Source organism: Vibrio sp. IB15 (assembly GCF_016406055.1).
In the GTDB taxonomy this organism is placed as follows: Bacteria; Pseudomonadota; Gammaproteobacteria; order Enterobacterales; family Vibrionaceae; genus Vibrio; species Vibrio chagasii.
On sequence record NZ_JAEFCE010000003.1, the window covers coordinates 84,358 to 102,640 of the forward strand.

Annotated in this window: 14 protein-coding genes; 3 read left to right on the plus strand and 11 right to left on the minus strand. The window is 44.1% G+C overall.

Features of this window, described 5'->3' with window-relative positions:
• The first annotated feature begins 72 nt into the window (after window positions 1–72).
• Window positions 73–1,902, plus strand: a complete 1,830-nt coding sequence (locus JC606_RS01855) for a ricin-type beta-trefoil lectin domain protein (RefSeq protein WP_198777692.1) — start codon at window positions 73–75, stop codon at window positions 1,900–1,902.
• Window positions 1,903–1,957: 55 nt separating this feature from the next.
• Here the strand turns inward: JC606_RS01855 and JC606_RS01860 are convergent, their stop codons facing one another.
• Window positions 1,958–2,806, minus strand: coding sequence for a sterol desaturase family protein (locus JC606_RS01860; protein ID WP_198777694.1), 849 nt, complete (start codon window positions 2,804–2,806; stop codon window positions 1,958–1,960).
• An 87-nt stretch (window positions 2,807–2,893) separates the two neighbouring features.
• Window positions 2,894–3,907, minus strand: coding sequence for a DUF2804 domain-containing protein (locus tag JC606_RS01865; RefSeq protein WP_198777695.1), 1,014 nt, complete (start codon window positions 3,905–3,907; stop codon window positions 2,894–2,896).
• Window positions 3,908–4,074: 167 nt separating this feature from the next.
• Between JC606_RS01865 and JC606_RS01870 the strand changes: the two genes are divergently transcribed.
• Window positions 4,075–5,109 (plus strand): AraC family transcriptional regulator, encoded by a 1,035-nt coding sequence (locus JC606_RS01870; RefSeq protein ID WP_198777696.1) that lies wholly within the window; start codon window positions 4,075–4,077, stop codon window positions 5,107–5,109.
• Between the two features lie 52 nt (window positions 5,110–5,161).
• On the opposite strand, the gene JC606_RS01875 is transcribed toward JC606_RS01870, so the two are convergent.
• Together JC606_RS01875 and JC606_RS01880 are read right to left on the minus strand one after the other, a co-directional pair.
• A complete protein-coding gene (locus tag JC606_RS01875; protein ID WP_137407729.1) occupies window positions 5,162–6,118 on the minus strand; it encodes a chromosome partitioning protein ParA in 957 nt (318 codons plus the stop codon).
• A 15-nt stretch (window positions 6,119–6,133) separates the two neighbouring features.
• The gene (locus JC606_RS01880) at window positions 6,134–7,468 is read right to left on the minus strand and encodes a sphingomyelin phosphodiesterase (protein ID WP_198777697.1); all 1,335 of its coding nucleotides are present in this window, start codon (window positions 7,466–7,468) and stop codon (window positions 6,134–6,136) included.
• 345 nt (window positions 7,469–7,813) lie between these two features.
• On the opposite strand from JC606_RS01880, the gene JC606_RS01885 reads away from it, so the two are divergent.
• On the plus strand, window positions 7,814–8,335 hold the full coding sequence (locus JC606_RS01885) for a DUF2058 domain-containing protein (RefSeq protein WP_198777698.1): 522 nt from the start codon (window positions 7,814–7,816) through the stop codon (window positions 8,333–8,335).
• Window positions 8,336–8,495: 160 nt separating this feature from the next.
• Here JC606_RS01885 and JC606_RS01890 read toward each other — a convergent pair whose 3' ends face one another.
• The 7 genes from JC606_RS01890 to JC606_RS01920 form a co-directional block, all read right to left on the minus strand.
• The gene (locus JC606_RS01890; protein ID WP_137407731.1) at window positions 8,496–8,678 is read right to left on the minus strand and encodes a hypothetical protein; all 183 of its coding nucleotides are present in this window, start codon (window positions 8,676–8,678) and stop codon (window positions 8,496–8,498) included.
• A 196-nt stretch (window positions 8,679–8,874) separates the two neighbouring features.
• Window positions 8,875–10,494, minus strand: coding sequence for a M91 family zinc metallopeptidase (locus JC606_RS01895; RefSeq protein WP_137407732.1), 1,620 nt, complete (start codon window positions 10,492–10,494; stop codon window positions 8,875–8,877).
• A gap of 4 nt (window positions 10,495–10,498) precedes the next feature.
• On the minus strand, window positions 10,499–12,778 hold the full coding sequence (locus JC606_RS01900) for a hypothetical protein (protein WP_198777699.1): 2,280 nt from the start codon (window positions 12,776–12,778) through the stop codon (window positions 10,499–10,501).
• A 185-nt stretch (window positions 12,779–12,963) separates the two neighbouring features.
• Entirely contained in the window at window positions 12,964–14,436 is a 1,473-nt protein-coding gene (locus tag JC606_RS01905) for an aerolysin family beta-barrel pore-forming toxin (RefSeq protein WP_198777700.1), read from the minus strand.
• Between the two features lie 461 nt (window positions 14,437–14,897).
• Complete coding sequence (locus JC606_RS01910) at window positions 14,898–15,659, minus strand: YdcF family protein (protein ID WP_137407735.1); 762 nt, start codon at window positions 15,657–15,659, stop codon at window positions 14,898–14,900.
• Window positions 15,660–15,870: 211 nt separating this feature from the next.
• Entirely contained in the window at window positions 15,871–17,244 is a 1,374-nt protein-coding gene (locus tag JC606_RS01915; protein ID WP_137407736.1) for an L-cystine transporter, read from the minus strand.
• 185 nt (window positions 17,245–17,429) lie between these two features.
• Window positions 17,430–18,125 (minus strand): NAD-dependent epimerase/dehydratase family protein, encoded by a 696-nt coding sequence (locus JC606_RS01920; RefSeq protein WP_137407737.1) that lies wholly within the window; start codon window positions 18,123–18,125, stop codon window positions 17,430–17,432.
• Window positions 18,126–18,283: the final 158 nt, after the last annotated feature.

An 18,283-nucleotide genomic window follows, 5' to 3' on the forward strand; every position in this document is an offset into this window, starting at 1 on the left:
ACTCTGCTTACTTTGTCCTGTTAATGGTAATTATTATCAATAACAATAGTAACTGAGAGAGTAGAAATTTTAATGAAAACGATCGTAACTTTATTGTCAGCGATACTCCCATATGCCGCAGTCGCTAGTGATTCACAAGTCACTGAATTCATGGAGGCGTTTCATGAATCTCCCCAGACGGTTATGGATGCTATTCCAGAAAAAACTGGTCAGGTTATCTTTTCCGAGAACTCCGAGTATATGAGTCGTCATCGAGACTTGATGAGAGACACTATCATGAGAAGGGGAGAGGCAAACTCAGAAATATCAGAGTTCTTATTATCACCGATTCGACAAAACGATAATCCAGCTCGTTTAGTTGATGCAGGGAACGGACTGATTCGCAACTTAAACCAATTGGCTCAAGTGGCACCTAATCAAACACGACTTGATGCTCAACCTTGGTCAGATACCTATTGGCCTCTCTACTCTGGTGCACTTGCTTGGCGTTATGCCGATAAGGAACTGAGAGCGAACAATTGGCAAGACTATTTCAACTTCAGTCATTCACAAAAACCACTAGAGTATTATCAGGGCAAAGACCGTGATGACCTGTCGCCAGCAGAAAAATATGATCTTCTGGTTGGAGATGAGAATTTCACGCTGACCCAACGTTCATGGGAATCGGGGAAGGGATATTATGAGTCTCGTGGCCACGTCGAGCGTTGGATGGGGCTTTGCCATGGCTGGGCACCTGCTGCCTATATGCTTCCTCGACCAAAGCAATCGCTGATTGTACCTGACGCGAATGGAGAGCCGCTTACTTTCTACCCGTCAGATATCAAAGCTCTCGGGACATTACTATGGTCTGAAGCGCCGTTTAGTTCTCGCTTTATTGGTGGGCGCTGTAACATAAAAGACCCGGAGAGAGATGAAAATGGGCGTGTTGTCGACCCGAATTGTGTAGATACCAACCCAGCCAGTTGGCACTTATCGATCCTAAATCAGCTGGGGATTTCTAAACGTAGCCTAATTATGGATGCAACCTACGACTATCAAGTTTGGAATCAACCTGTTGTTGGCTATAAGGTGACCTATTTTAATCCACAAACGAACCAAACCGCTTCTCAACCAGCAGCGGTAACGATTGACCTGAGTGATTACCGTAAAGATAGATTTTCTAGTTACCGTTCTTCAAATGCCCAAAGCGTGGTCGGCGTTCAGATGGTGGTCAGTTATGTCGTTGAGACGTCTCCAACCCATAGAACCAGTGACTCACCGCGTTACGATGGTATTACTAACGTTACTTATTACTACGACTTGGAACTTGATCAAAATGGTAATGCGATTGGTGGTGAATGGTATCAGAACCGACATCCAGACTTTTTATGGACACCGACTCCTCAATCGGTAGCTAAGTCATACTATGATGGCCAAGGCCTGTGGGACATTACACAGCCTGTTCCTCAATCTTGGCAAGATAACGCTCGTAGAGCATCACGCAGCACTCAACCACTGACATCAGTAGTACAGGCCCTGTTCGAAGCATCAAGTGGTACGCAGACCGCTGGTGAATGGCGAAGTATTGTTACTGAGTCAGAGGATGGATTGAAATGTTTAGATGCCGAAGTCGATGGCTCTAAATCAGGTTTAGTCATTTATGGTTGGCGCTGTCACGATGGTGATAATCAAAAGTGGAAAATGAATGCGAATGGCAAGTTGATCAACAAAGCCGCACCAACGATGTGTCTTGACCAGAATGGAATAGATATTAGCTTAGAGTTGTGCCGTAATCATGAGACTCAACAATGGCGTTGGGATAATGGTCAGTTGAAGAATGGCTTAGCAAACTCACTGAAATGGAATGACCGCACTTGGCGGGTGGGGGCTGATATCAACGGTAGCCAGTGGCGTTGGAAATAAACTGAATTGGTGGCCCGCCTAATGTGGGCCATTTTCATCCATCAATTCGCGGGTGTTAATCAGAAGGCGGAGAGAGCATTAACTTAATTTTCTGCATCCTAGATAGCTGTGTATTCTTGAGATCTGTCCATATTAGCCTCCACTCTTGGAAAGTAACCGTGATGGGATTATAACTGTTTACTGGTTTGGTGACACCGTAACGCACAGTTTCTACTTCCGGTTCAAAAGTACCAAAGAACTTATCCCAGATAATAAGCACACCAGCGTAATTTTTATCGATGTATTGCGGATTCCTGCCGTGGTGCACTCGGTGGTGCGATGGCGTATTAAAGAGGTACTCAAGAGGCCCTAAGCTTCGAACCCACTGTGTGTGAACAAAGAACTGCAAACCTAGGTTTAAAAGCACCACGAAGACCACCCACTTTGGGTCGAAACCTATGATGACTAACGGAACCCAGAACAGCCACATCCCCGCGATTGGGTACATTAAGCTCTGACGAAATGCAGTACTAAAATTCATGCGCTCTGAACTGTGATGCGCGACATGAGCGGCCCACATCCAACGAACACGATGACTTGCTCGATGGAACCAGTAGTAAAAAAAATCCTGTAAAATCATGAGCACAATGAAACTCAACACGCCCATCTCTATGTCCAATAAACGCCAACCAAATAACCATAGGTAAAGCTGAACAATCAGTAGCCCGGTCAATAAGTCCGAGAGCTGATGCATACCTGCCAGTGTGAAATTACATACCACTTCAGATAGCTTATAGCTTGAGTTATCTGGTAATCGTCCTTGTTTCTGACCAATAAAATACTCGGCTAACATGCAAATCATGAACAAAGGCGCCAGTACTAATAGTAGCCATTCTGGGTGATTGATTAATGCGTCGATATTCATCCTTTATCCTTGTGGGTCCACTCTGAGTGATGAGGTGATATGTTGAGTTAATCGCTATTCATTAATTCGTCTGGTTAGCAGGCTTTTCTACCAGCGAGCGAAGTGATCTTCGGTTAAACCAAGCACCTCATCGAGCTGGTGGATTGTCCCTTCGTTGTCTTTAATTGAGCCAGAAAAGTGCCCGATGAACTGGCGAAAGTTACTCTTTAACAGCCATAGGTTGAGTTTCTCGCTGCGATGGTTGCAGGGAGTAAAAGTCAGGTTGATGCGTCCATCTGCAGACGTTATCTGCCAAGGCAAATGGGTATCTTGTCGGCCAAATGTAAACTGTGCATCACTAAGTAAGTGTCGGGTCCCATTAATCCACAGTACGTTTTCACAGCCACCTGTTTCATTAACTCCAGCCGCGAGGTTAAGCCCAATGTTCGTGTTATCAACTAGCGCATTGATGCTAGCCCAACGCCAACTGGTTTCACGCCTCATGTATCCAGCAGAAAAGTCATAGCCAGCACGTGCGTCGTTGAGAGAGACCGCTCGTTGGTTGATCTCAAGCGTTCCAGTTACTGTTAGTGCATTGTGCTTTTGGGTGTAGGTCCATCCTGAATAACCGGTTGGTGTGCACATCGCCATAGGCAAGCTTTGGGGCTCTGGTCGCAGGTTAAGTTGTGCTTTCACATGCTTGGTGTTAAGTGAGATGCTCCAATGTCCGTCTTTGATATTGAAAGCGATGCTTTGACCTGCGATTTTTGTTGTGCCTTGAAAGGGGGAGTGAGTAACTTGCTTATCAACTGCTAAAGGGCGCAGCCAATTGGACTCTTCTAGGTGATTACTCTCTATGTCGTATACGTAACAAAACGCCGAACTCAAGTAACGAATGTCAGCAATAGCAACGCCAATGATGTGAGTCTGTGTAACTAGGCTCGCAAACTGAAATTGCTTGTAATGGAAGTGCTTACTCCAAGCGCTTGCTTTTGCGTCCATGGCGTTTCGATAGTCAAACTTATCGATGTTGAGATGTTTTGGGACACCATCGAAATGCCCAATGATTGGCTGACCATTAGAGTTAATCACGCAGTCTGGAGCTGGAAGTGTGTTTATCATTGCGATGGTTCACATTAATTTAACAATTAACCCCATTTTGCGGTGAGTTTAGTAGAATTTGGAGGTCATATTCGGACAGGAGCGGGTTTCTAATCACGATCTTACCTATTTAGGGGCGATAGTGAGCGGTTACGTTGACGGAGGGGATCTAATTTAGGGAGATTCGATTGAACATTATCGCAGAGTACATGCCAACCGAACACCGCCATCACCTGGGCGCTTTAGATGTGGGATTATTGCTCAATGCCATAGAACAAAGAGGCGTGAATACTGAAGAACTACTCTTTGGTTTAGGACTTGAAAGTGCCGATTGGCGAGATCCCAATACGAAACTGACTTACGCGGATAAACTGTCTATTTTCAGTGCTGTGAACCAAAGCTTTCCAAATGATGGTTTGGGTTTATGGCTTGGTGAAAACGCTAGCTTGAGCCACTTTGGTGTGTTGGGGTATGTGTTATCGACCAGTCAAAACGTAGAAGAGGCGATCAAGGCAGGTTTTAAATACCTACGCTTGAACGGGCCGATCTTCTCGGTAAAGTTGATTCGAGATGGTGAGAAAGCTACGATACTGATCGACAACACATTAGAGGTTGGGGACCTGCTTCCTTTCTGCAGCGAGTACTTTCTTAGCTCGATCCTTTCTTTGTTTCAGGAACTGACTGGCTCTGTATTATCGATTGAAACGCTGTTGTTGCCTTATCCGCGCCCCAATTACGCCGCATTGTATAATGAACGGTTTGCGTGTGATGTCGCCTTTGATCAGGCCAGTTGTGAGATGCGATTTGATGGATCGGTGTTGTCCCAAACCCTACCAACTCATGACGCCGCAACTCTGAAACGTTACCTCACTTCTTGCCAATCGATTGTTGATACCTTGGATTCAGAGCATCTATTAACCAACCAGATAAAAACGATCTTCTACCAAACGGTAGGTCACTTTCCCGGTATTGAGCGACTCGCAGAGCAGTTTGGTTGCAGCTCTCGTACACTCAGGCGCGAGCTGAACGCTCATGATTCCAGTTATCAGACATTATTATCGGAAGTTCGCATTGAGTTAGCCAAAGAGCTTTTACTTTCGACAACCATGAGCATTGAGGATATCGGTGAAAGGCTTGGCTACAGTGATCCTGCAAACTTCAGAAGGGCATTTAAAGGCTGGCTTCATAAAACACCAGCACAGTTTCGCAATGACCTCAGCTGATCCGATACCACGGTAGTTGGCTGGTGATTTGAAGCTAGATTGTCCAAAGAGGTTATTTAAAGAAGGTCTCCCGAAAGCCAGACACCTGTTGTTGATAGTATGTATCCCACTCTTGGGTGCTCCAGTCCCTATGGCTGGTAGACCGCAGTATATCTAAGGACGACTTTAGTTGAGCGAATTGTTCATGATAAGTTGCCACCGTTTGCTGTTGCTTCGCTACTTGTTGTTCACGAGCCACAATGTTGCTTGCTTGTGATTCATCCAAATATATCTCTTGCAGTTCTGCCTTAATGGAGGCTAGCTCGGTAGGGCTAAAGCTACTCGGAAGTAATGACATAGCGAGCTCGTATTGTTGTGCTTTAGTTTCTACGTTTAATGCTTCGGCTTTACTTTGCCACTGCGACAGTAATTTTTGATAGTGCAAAGTAAACTCGTTCGCTTCTATCGAATTAACTGCCTTTGCACTAAGCGTAAAGTCTAAATGCGCAAATTGATCGGAAAACAGCTGGTGGGCTAACTCACCCCATATCTGTTGCGCGGATTGCTTAAACAAGGCAACGCGTGCCTCTAAGTCATCTACAGAGTCGAGAGGGATGGTACTTTCCATAGTTTTCCACTCTGAATAGAGAGCAGGATAGTTGCTCAGTAATTCAAACCATTCTTTTGGTAACTCAGATTCTAGTTGCGATAGTTGTACCGTACAGTTGTTGGCCTGTTCGCATTGTGCCCAAAATTGGTCAAACTCACTGAACAAGCTTTTACCTTCAAGGCTAACCAGCTGCTCTGCATACGCTTTGCCATCAATCGTTACAGGCTGATTGGGTTGGCGCAAAGTGTCTTGCTGTCTTTCGGTTCCATGATTCTCAATGAGAGGGTAATCATCGCTTGGTTGCGCAACTGCTTCCTGTTCAACCAAAGCCGTGGGTGTTTCTGGTGTTTTCGATGACCATGAATAACTAATCATGCCCACCAATGCGGTGAGCATGATGATTAATATAACGCGCTGCATTTCTTATTCACCACGTTACTTGATGACTGCACTAACAGGGAAGTGGTCTGAAAGATTGTAATGCTTCCAAAGCTCATTACTGGTAGAGCGGGGAACGTCAACCCGGTTATTGTTATGCGCTTTCACTGCGTATTCGGAACTTACCACGACATAGTCTAGGTATTCGACGTTTTCCCCACCAGACATTGGCTCGCCAGCGAAGTTATTAATACGTGGGTCGAATGTCGACGCTGTATAGCCTGAATACTCGGGTTCAATCGCTTGAAGATTAGCAAACATCTCTTGGTAATCACTTGGGAACTTAAGCTTATTAACGTTGAAGTCACCGCTATAAATCACAGTTTCTGATGCAGGGATATCGAGCGATACGGCTAACTCGCGCATTTGTCTAAATTGACGTTGTCGGTAGTTGCGTGCCGTTGTGGTGTCGAACGATGCAGTGTGAGTACCAAATACGTGATATGCCTGTCCATTTTTGATGATCTCTGCGTAGTTCACGCCCTTGTCAGCAAAACAGTCAGTACCAGTGCAGTCGGGAAACACATATTGAGCTTCGTTAACAATAGGATAGCGGCTGACAATGATGACGCCGCCGTCATAGATGTTGATGCCATCTTTATCGAGCATCTTGGTTTGGTAAGGGTATTCTTTGGCCAGCTCACGTAAGAATTCATCTCGGCCGTTGGCAAACACCTCTTGAAGTGCGAGTACGTCGTAGCCTTTGACATACTGAGGGATCAGGTCGTAGCGGTCACCAATATGGGAGGCGATCGCAGGAAGAGCCCAAATGTTATACGTCATGACCTTCAACGTATTCGCATCAGGGTTTGGTTGCTCGTCTACTTTTTCTGGAGTGATGGTGTAGTGAATGTCATCGTAACGTGCTGTGTTATCAGCTTTGAGTGCGAGCTCGGTATTCAGGTCAAAGGCATCGGTCGTACTGCGATGAATATTACGGTCATCGTAGAGTCTCAAATTAACATCAGCAGCACTTAAGCCATGTTGTAGAGTAGAGTTGTACCAGTGTCCATTCATGGTTTGATTAAGAGTGATACTTTCACCCACAGTATTCGAAACCACAGTATTGAATTGATAAGTTTCCCCTGATTTGACACCCGTCCAACGATTAAAGCTGATCAGTTTTTTGGTTTCCCAAGGGCCAATTTGTTCAACGTGTTGTTGCCATTCGTCTCCATATTTAAGGAGGTCAGTACCACTGTGACTGGCTTGAATCGTCATTACTTGATTGGTGTTATTGGTCAGATACACGTCGGTATCGGCGATAGCCGGGGTAGATAAGAATGAAGCTGATGCGAGTAATGCACTTAAGCTAGTCCATTGATTTTTCATTGGTTACGTTATCCTTACTAATGGGTGTAATGAATAACGTAGTCAATAGATATTGCGCTTGAGTTGTAACTCTATAAGCAATATTAAATTATGAGATATATGCCAAGGTTTTATAAATTTGACCATCTATTGAAGATGAAAATATTGTTCTGATGGAATGAGAAGTGTTACGCGCGCGCAATAAAGTTGGAAGGTGAATTGGTATCGGTTAAGAGAATGAACAATAAGTCGTTTTGAGAGGATGTGTTAATTTTGGAATTGTTGAGTAATTTACTCTTGTCTGGTAAACAGAAACTCGAAAAACAGGTATGATAGTGCCGTTTTTAATCCTGAACTGGGAAAGTCATGGCAAAGTTAACACTCCAAGAGCAGATGCTTAAAGCTGGCTTGGTAAATGAGAAAAAATTAAAGAAGGCGAAGAAAGGCTCTAAAAAGTCTCGCGTTCAAGCTCGTGAAGCAAAAGCAGCGGCAGAAGAAAACAAACTGGCGCAGCAAGCAAAAGACAAAGAATTAAACCAGCAGCTGAAAGAGAAACAGTTGAGCAAAGAGATCAAAGCTCAAGTGAAACAGCTGATTGATATGAATAAGATTGACCAGAAAAATGGTGAGATCAAATATAACTTCACCGACGGTACTTTGGTTAAATACCTATACGTAGAAGAGCTGACTCAAAAGCAATTGAGTAAAGGTATCTTGAGTATTGCACGTCAGGGCGAAAGCTATGTTGTGATTCCAACAGCTGTAGCAAACAAAATCGCGATGCGTGATGAAGAATCAATCGTTGATACTCAAACAGCAAGCACTGATGAAGTTGACGAGGATGACCCGTACAAAGACTTCGTGATCCCTGATGATCTTATGTGGTAATGGTTAGCTAATTACTTCTAGATTCGCTGTATGTTTATGGCGCTGAAAGACAAAAAAAGCCCTGATGATATTAACATCAGGGCTTTTTAATTTTGGTGAATATACGTAAGCCGAAACGATTTGCTAGCGAGACAAACTCCGTTTTTCAACTCTATTAGAGCTAGTCAGCGATGACCTCTACGATATCGAACGCTGAATCTTGTGGGTAGTCTTTGAGCTGATGATATTCAATATGAGATTGCTCATACCCGTCAAAATAGCAGTCACCGATTTCGTTACGTGGACAAATGTGTACATCATCTCGTGATATGAGCTCTGTTGAGCAACATGGACAGTATTTCATAGCTCCTCCTGTTAGGGATCTCTGTCTTTAGCCGGCTTCATTAACTCAAACTTTTGTGTCGTTGTGATTGCATTTTTAAGTCACGCACCGAGTTTATTTGTCATAAACCAGCCCTTTGCTATTGCGTTTAATCACTAACAAAGGGCCGGTTGTATACGACGTTTTACTGATGTCAAACCGTCTTTTTGAGCCTTATTTATTGGATACTACATATATTGAAGCGAGAGCGGCTGCCACCTCCAAGCACTCTTACATTGTCTTTTCTTCTTAGTGATTTCCAGGCTGTGCTCTCTTCTGCGCTGAGGTTTGATGGTTGGTAATCCAAGTTAGCGTATCGCGATACCACTACTTGTTTTTGCATGTTTTCTGAAAGGTTGTCGATAATATTGGTTGTCACTTTGCCGTCAGAGTAGGCCATCACTAACACTTCGTCATTGTCTTCCAGTGCCGAGGTTAGGGCTGTTTGGTTGCCTTCGTTATATTGAACGTCTCGGTAACCTTGTGTCTCCCCTGTTTTTTGACCGGAAATCGCTCGGTATAGCAGGTTCTTTTTCCTTTTTTTAAGCGAGCTCAGTGGCGTTTCGTTCGCGTCACTGTATAGGTTGACCACTTTGATGTCGTTCTGTGCTGCGTATTTCAAAATGGAACTCTGGTTACTAAGGCCTCTTCGTGTGAGCGCTGGTGAGTTTTGTAGGCTTTGGGAAAGGCGCTGTTCGGTTGCATCAACGATAACAATCGCAGGGTTATTCCCTTCACTTAATGATTGTTGGAGCGCTTGTTTAACTTCTATATGAGCTTGCTTTCCTTCTAAGGTATCCCATTTAGGTGCGTGCTGAGGTGTTGCAGATGGTCTAGTTTCAAGGGGGTAGGGTTGATAGTCGTAATGCTCTTTTGGCCAATAAGTATTGCGCTTCTCTTTTCCTAGATCATCAGCTAAATGAAACTCGCTCACCACTTTTTCATTTTTTAAATACGCCTTAGCCTTTTCTTGTCCGAGTGCTTTCCAATGGAAATACATCTCTTCGCGAAGGTTGATCATTGATTGTCTCGCACTACTGATTTCCGTTACAGGATCTCGCCCATTTTCAGCATTGTTGTAGTGTGTAATTCCTGTCGTTTGGTACTCATAATTCGGAATGACATATTCTGTGATTTGGTTGGTGTCGGGATGTCGATGAGACAGAGGTGTACTGCCTTGTGGAACAGCGCCAGAAGAAAAATCTCGAGCGTGGATCAGCTCATGTCCTAAAGCGACGGTTTGATCAAATGGTGTTTTCTTTCCTGGAATGTTAACCATCTCTGTGGTGGAGAAGAGAATCGTATTCGATACACCTTTGCCATTGAATTGTCGTTGCCATGCCAGTGAAGCCTTTTGCTGGTCTTCGAACAACGAAGGTACTGTCTCGAATAGTCGGCCTGGGCCTTCAGGTTCCCTGATCACCGTGACAACAGTAGCCTTTGATTGATCGACTCCGATCGTATGTTCTATTAGCGGTTCCACAGCATCATCGGGTGCATTTACTGGTTCGTAGGTAGCGATTTGTCGCAAAATCTCACGCCCTGTTGGCGATAGTTGCAGGTTGCGAATCAACACGCTCATGTCTGCAAGGTAGGCGTCACTCTTGGTTTGCACGTATAGATTTCTGGACATGCGATAAAGGTTTCCATAAGCCCCGGAATTGTATCCTTCGATGACTCTTACGCCGTCTGGATCATCATAAAAGAGTCCAAATTCAGATCCTTTTCCAGCAAATGTATGGCTTGAATTGATGAGCAGCATCAAGGTCAAAAGGGTTAGTGTAATTTTATGTTTCATAGACTTATTCCTCTAATGCCAATTGAATTTCAATCCAATCTTCTAGCTCTCTAAGCAGCATATGGTTGATGTGTGGAAGCATGGTAAAGTCATCCTCTTTAACGATGGCTCCTAATTGTGTTACTGCCGTTTGAATATCCCCTTGGCTTAACGCGCTCTTGATATCAACTAGGTCCGACCAAAGCTGGTGGGTAGAGATTTCCCCAATTTGAAACGCAATGTTGTCTTGATGGTCTTGTGATAGGTAGCTCAGATGAAGAGGTGATAGCGTGCTGTTGAACAGTTGATGTTTACTGTTGGTTGATATATTTGATTCTGACTGTTGATGCTGTGCGATTTGAAGATAGAGAGAAAGATCGCCCAATAAATACTGAAGTTGGTTGGCACTTGTCGCTTTCATCGCCTTTTCCGTTATGCTGTCAATGGCGTTTTGAAAGTTTTGCTCAAAGTGAGAGTCAGGTTGCGACATCACGTTATCGAGTATGTCTGCCATTTGAGGGGCATAAAACCTAAGGTTTGCTGCAGAGTATACGCTTGGGTAGGGTACTGAGTAATTGAGAGAGCGTATGTAAGAAAGGGTAATAGCGATCTTGAATTGAGGCTGAATAAAGTGTTTAAAAATTTCATATTGTTTGATTTGATCTAATACCCCACCACTTGGTCGTTCTGTTAGCAGCAGCTCGTACCAACGGCTAATCTGATACCAACTGTTGCGATTATTGGGGTCTGAGCTGTCAACTCCTTTGCTCTCCAAGTAATCATTGAAAGACGTTTGGTAGGGGAGAGCTTCTATGTTTGCTAACTTGGACAGGAGATCTTCAAATAGTTTGTTCGACGACTGGCCAGATATATAGGCGTTAGCAGTACTGATTAATTGAGTTTTAAATAAGCCAACTGGCCAACCAGCAATAACTCTCGATGCAACATGCTCTTCGACATTAAGTTCAACCTTTTTTAGCAACACTTCTGATAACTCTGGGTCCTTTATAGGGTGGTAAGTATCGTATAATGCACCAGAATCTTTACATGCATCGACAGAGGCTTGAATGCCTCCGGGTACAATGGCAGGAACTCCCCAACACTCTCTGGCTGGGCGTATCAGTAAGGTAGCCGTTTTAAGTTGCTCTTCACTGAGATAATCAAGCCCCCAAACTTCGTTTGCATACTCTCTCAATCCACTTTGCCTGACTTGAAATTCCAATGTACTTCGGTTGATTTTGCTGTGTGTTATGATCGATGCGACGTGAGGTTTTGCCCTTTCTATTAGCCTGTTAACTATGTTCATTCTGTGCGTGGATAGTCGGCGTAAAGCGATTTCAACGAGCTCTCTTTTCTTGCTATGTAATTTTAAAGCGAGCGCGTGGTAGTCATCTTTGCTTAGGTTATTAACGAAATTGTCAATTCGTGAGGGCCCTTCAGTACGAATACAGCGTTCTAGTTCTGTTAAAGAAGAGTGAACGTTGTGGCATAGCGGCTGGTGCAGATTTGATTCAGGCGATACATGCGCGATAGATTTCAACATTTCTAAATCAATGCGTGCCATTTGTTTAGAAAGTTGCCTATCGTATGCAGCGGTCAGTCGGCGATATTCTGTGTCAGCTTCAAGAAGTAAGTGGTCGACATACATTTCGGCACTCTGTAATACGTGATTGTCGTATTTGTTAAGTAGAGCAATTGCGTCCTTTTTTTTGTGATGGAAGCGATAAAAATCTGGCGAGTGGTCACTAAACACGTAATGTGATTGGTTTTCAAACTCTTCAATTTTTTCTTTCGCTGCGAAGTACTTAATATCATTCGACAATAGGTTTAACTCATCACCAACGAGAGGAACGATGGAAAAAACAGAAGCGGCTTCATCAAGACGAGTAGAGGATTCCTGAGAGAATGTACTTACCATGTTGTCTAGCCAAAAGCCCACGGCGACCGCATCTCCAACTGGCCCTAAAACTTCGAGCGTAGAAGAGCCCGCTTTACCGAGGCGGTTGAATAGACTTTGTTCGCTTAGTGTACTTTCAAAAGTTTGCGGGACGCTCGCCAGTGCTTGCTCTGTTTGTGGCCAAGCTGCCGAGAAAGAGTTTGTATGAGCATCGTGCTCAAGTTCGCCTAGTGCAATGCCAAACTGTGGCTCTGAATAAACTTCGTTTCGAGCCCAGGACGTAATACGATTCTGGTTAATCGCATCTAATGATTGAGTATCTTGGACGTCGTCACTAAGACAAAATGCGACGGATAAGGGGCTATAGACAATGGCTGCGAACCGCCATAAATGGATTTTCTTGGTCATATTTAGATAGTGCCTTTCTTTGGTGGTTGGGAGGAAAAACACTTCTCAAACAGTGTTCACTGACGACAGAGGGAACCTGCCCAGAACAGTTGTTGAATAAGTGCTTTAGTTTACTTTTGGATACGGAGGTAACACAAAGCTCACCACCGGAGTGATGAGCTTAGTGTTTGAGTACAGGCGTGTTTTTAGTGTTGTATTGGAGTAATCATTAGCTGAGCATCGTGATAACCGAGTCGATTTAGTGCTTCAGGATCGAAATCGGTCTCAACAGTTATATCGCCCGCATAGTAGGTTTTGTGGTTGGTTAATATGTTCACGGCATCAAATGAATCGACAGAGTGCTCAGCACCGATATCGATCATCCCAGAGTATTGTGACTCGGCATTAAACTGACCAGAAACATAAGAGTAGAAGGGGCGAACACTCGCGCCAGCGGCATATTGCATGCTGCTCAGGCCATATTCGTTGATTGCCCAACTCCAGTCCCACCATTTCATCTCACCGGGAATATAACGGTGGTCCCATTGGTAGCGGATATTCGCTTGCTCTTCGCTGTTGGTGCCCATGGTAAATGTGTGAGAGAGCGTAGGGCGGTTAGTCGGGTGTGAAACCAACGCATTACCACTGTAACGAAGAAAGCCTGTGAAGTTTACGTCGTAACTCATATTAGCTTTGATGCGATAAGGGTAAGAGATGGTAGAGCGTAAGAACTCAACTCTAAATGGTAATACTGATCGAGCAGGTACCGTTAAGATGGCTTGAAGGTCACTCGCCTTAGAGCGCTGCCCACTATTGGTATCAGCGAAATGCTGGCCTTTTTCTAACACCACTCGAACATCGGTTTTTCCAGCTTGAGGCCAGTTAAAGTCTTCGTTCATCAAGACAACATCTGCAAGGTCAAAACGATTGGTCTTATTCCACTGCGTTGATTGTAAGAAATGAAGATCGACGATGATCTGTTTAGGCTGCTCGGTCTTATTGATGGCGTAAGCTGAAAGGGTGTTAATTAGCTCTTGGTCTGTTTCTTGAACGGTACCGTATGAGAAGCCTTTCGTATCGAGCGTGTAAGCGAAGTTATCGACGGTGATTGTCGTTTTCTCATTACAACGGTCACCTGTACAACTGCCATTACTATTTCCCTTGATCTCCCAGCCATCGTTAAGCTGATTTATCGCCATGTCTTGGCCCACATAGAGTCCGTAATCGCCACCTACCCATGCATAACCAAGGTTGTGTGCGAGATATGCTAAAGGCCTGATGAAGTACGCATTGTCATTGACCAAGCTTCTCTGAACCCCAAGGTTACTGCTTTCTTGGATTGCTTGCGCTGGGTAGTATGGTAACCCCGCTTCTGGTTTATTGGGGTAACACCAGGTTTTGTCACTTAACTCTCCATGCTTAATAAGCCCGTGGTAACCAGAGCCCATGATCACCCAATCATCTTTAAGACCAAAGATATCCCAAACGTTCATACGAGAAACAAGCGCAGCTTTGTGTTCCTGCGCTTCAGTATGAGTCAGTGGGCGATAGTCGGAGCGACAAACATCCTCACCGAGGTTATCCAACACGACTTGGTCTGAATAGATTTTGGCATTAACAGAATAAGACGTTAATGATGTGGCAGCGATAAAGAGCGCAGTTTTACTGACGTTGAACATTAATGAGTTCCTAATTGCCATTGTTTGGCTTTTTTATTAGATATTATTTATATGTGTTATTTGAAGCCGAGGGCTCCTAGCGGCGTGTACTCTGTCATATAAAACGATCGCAAAAATACTGAATTGAATTGAAAAGAAATTCTCTTTAATTTCAGTTGCTTTTAGTGATTAAAGTGTCATTTGATAAGGATTTTTCTCTTTATTCTCTGTCTTTTTTATTGAGCGGTGCGTACTCAGGTACGGGATACCTTTTGAGGTGTGTGTAAGGCTTTCGATGAAATGATGAAAGGTGGCGAGTTCAACAAACAGGTTGATACTGATTGTCTTGCATAGATGGTAAAGAACATAGACAAAACAGATACAAAAATGCAGCGATAACCCAAGGGTTGTCGCTGCATTTTCATTTATAGTGATTTGACTACCTTACTTAGAGCAGCCTTCGGTAATCGGCGAGTGTCTTCTTACGCGTCGCCTGGTTTTTCGCGTTTGCTGTTCCAACCCATAAAGTTGTAGATGTTGTATCGCGCAAACCCGATTTGTTCATGCAGAGCAAAGTCTGTTACCGCAAAGTTATACCATAATGGCAGCCATGAAGTTTGAGCTGCCATGTAATCAGCTCTCACTGGAATCACGTTCAATCCAAAGTGGTTGAAGTAGAGTTCACTACGGCGAATGTGCAGGCCAGATGAAACCAGCACAATGTTGTCGAATTGGTGATGTTTCATCAGATCGCTGGTCAGCTGCGCATTTTTCCAAGTGTTCACGCTGTTCGGCTCCTGGATAAGGTCGGCGATTGGAACACCCAGTCTAAGCAGTTGTTGCTCGTAAATTTCAGCCTCTGTGACACCGTTATTCTGAGCATCACCACCACTGATGATTACTTTGCATGTAGTTTGCGTTTTAGCACACTCTTTATATTGGCTTGCCGTTTCACTGATTCGGCCATAAGAGAAAAAGGTGGGCTCGAACTCTTGTGTGCTTTTAATTAGCTGCGTGCCTGCACCAAGAAGAACAATCGCATTATTATCCGACCATTGGATCTCAGGCTTGCTTTCGTAATTCGCTTGCAGGTCGTCTAGTAAATAACGAGGAATTAAACCCGTACCAATCAGCACAAATGACGATATAAGAACAAGAGATAAAAAAGTGGAAGTTGCTCGCCATTGAAGTAAGCGAGTTATGAAAACCAATAGTAGAAGAAGTAAAAGTATAATAAAGCTCATGGTGATCCCGTTATCGAACTGGTGTCAATTTAATGCAGCATATTGAGGTGTTGAATCATATATCAATCACGGTGATACTTCATAGCTAACTCATTGTATTATTGAACAAATGCACGCTTAACATTTAAAAAGCAACTCCGGCACCAAATAGACAATAAAAAACCGATGCATGGGCATCGGTTTTTTGTTGATCGAGCTGTTTGAATCAGAATTAAGCGTTCGCCTGTTCCAGATCTCGTTGCTTGTCTTTCTTACGTAATAGGCGACTTGTAATCGTACCGGCTGTCATCGCACCAGATACGTTAAGCGCTGTACGAGCCATATCGATAAGTGGCTCGATAGAGATAAGCAGTGCTGCAATCGTTACAGGAAGGCCCATAGCTGGAAGTACGATAAGTGCTGCGAACGTTGCACCGCCACCCACACCAGCGATACCGAAAGAGCTCACCGTGATGATTGCAATCAGAGACAGAATGAAGTTGATGTCCATTGGGTCAATACCAACCGTAGGTGCAACCATAACTGCAAGCATTGCAGGGTAGATACCCGCACAACCGTTTTGACCAATTGTTGCGCCGAAAGAGGCCGAAAGGTTAGCAATTGCTGGTGGCACGTTTAGCTTCGTGATCTGAGCTTCAACATTCAGTGGAATCGTTGCAGCAGAGCTGCGCGAAGTAAAAGCGAACGTTAGAACAGGCCAGATTTTTTGGAAGTATTCTTTCGGGTTTACGCCAACAAAAGAAACCAACACACCGTGAACCACAAACATCAATAGAATAGCAACGTAAGACGCTACGATGAAACCTAGTAGGCTTAAGATGTCAGAAGCACTTGATGTTGCGACTACTTTCGCCATTAACGCTGCGATGCCGTATGGCGTTAATGCCATGATCATCTTAACTAAGCGCATCACGATAGATTGAGCTGCTTCAACGAACGTACGAATTGGTGACTCTAGCTCTTCTTTCTCTGCCATTACTTTACGAGCAGCAATACCCGTTAGCACACCAAAGATAACAACTGCGATGATAGATGTTGAGCGAGCGCCTGTTAGGTCTGCAAATGGGTTGGTTGGAATGAAGCTAACCAGCATTTGTGGAATTGTTAGGTCTGAAACGCTGCCAATGCGGCTTTCTAGCGTTGCGATACGTGCTGTTTCACGCGCACCTTCTGTCAAACCTTCAGCAGATAGGCCAAATGCCTGAGTTACTACAATACCAACAATCGCAGAAATCGCTGTGGTGGCTAACAACACAGAGATCGTGATGCCAGAGATTTTGCCCAGTGAACCGCCTTTCTCAAGCTTAACTACCGCCGCAATCATCGAAACTAGTACTAATGGCATGATGACCATTTTCAGTAAGCCAACGTAACCACGACCAACAATGTTTACCCAGTCTAGCGTTTCGTTAATAACAGGGTTGCCTTCACCAAATAGCAGCTGAAGACCAAGGCCGAAAGCACTACCAAAAACTAAACCTAATAGAACTAAGCGCGATAACGTGTGTTCTTTTTTCTGCTGTCCGTAGAGAAAGAAGAGGATACCAGTGAATACCGCTAAGGCAGCGATAGCTGAAAATGACATTTGTTTTCCTTATGAATTTCTTTAAATCGATAGGGCGCTTGGATATATGGGCGCAAATACTGTTAGCTACAGTAGCGACCTGTAACAAAACGTAAAATAAGGAAAAGTAATTAAATAGAACGATAGGTAATATCCACCGAATGGTATGAGTGGATATACAACATTATGGTGAATAGATGAGCTTTTTAGCGATATTTTGCCAATAAATTGAGCATGTCATTGGATGAGTAAATTTCGATATTTTGGAAATTATTTTCGAACAATCGGAACAACATGGCCTGAGCGACATCTTTTGATTGGATAGGGCGTAGGTTTTTGAATTTCCCAAACATAAAAGGCGACAGAAGAGGAAACACGCTTTGTAGCAGCTTTTCATCGGCTCTTGGTTCTTCTCGCTCGCCAACCAACGGCCCAGGGCGTGCAATGAACAGTTGCTTGAAGCCGATACGCTTTAAGTTCTGCTCCATTTGCCCTTTACACTTGAGGTAGTGCGAATAGGAATCAGTGGACGCGCCATAACTGGACACAACCGCAAGGCGTTGAACTCCAAGAAACTTCATCGACTGAGCTACGTGGCTGACCAACTCTACATCGACTTTACGCAATGCTTCTTTCGAACCTGCCTTTTTCTTGGTGGTGCCTAAGCAGATGATCCCAAGGTTGGGTGTAGTTTTGGTATCGTCCCAACTGGTGACTTGCAGATCACTATGAATCAGCGTGTGGAGTTTTTCTGAGTGGAACTGTGAATCGAGTGCCCTTCGGGACAAAGCGTAAATGTGCTGTATCGCAGGCTCGTTGATGAGCAGGTTCATCACATGATGACCAATCAGTCCGGTAGCACCAGCCACTATGATTGATGTCTTATCTCCAGAAATACTCATAACTATCCCTAACGTTTACGTAAGTCACTGTTTCAATCTAAACCTTCTTGTTCAATGACGAAAACTTGTTCGCTTTTAATGTGAAGGCACGTGCAAATTAAAGACGAGCCATCGGCATTAGCTACAAGAAAATAGTGTTGTGGAAACAAGAAAGCCCG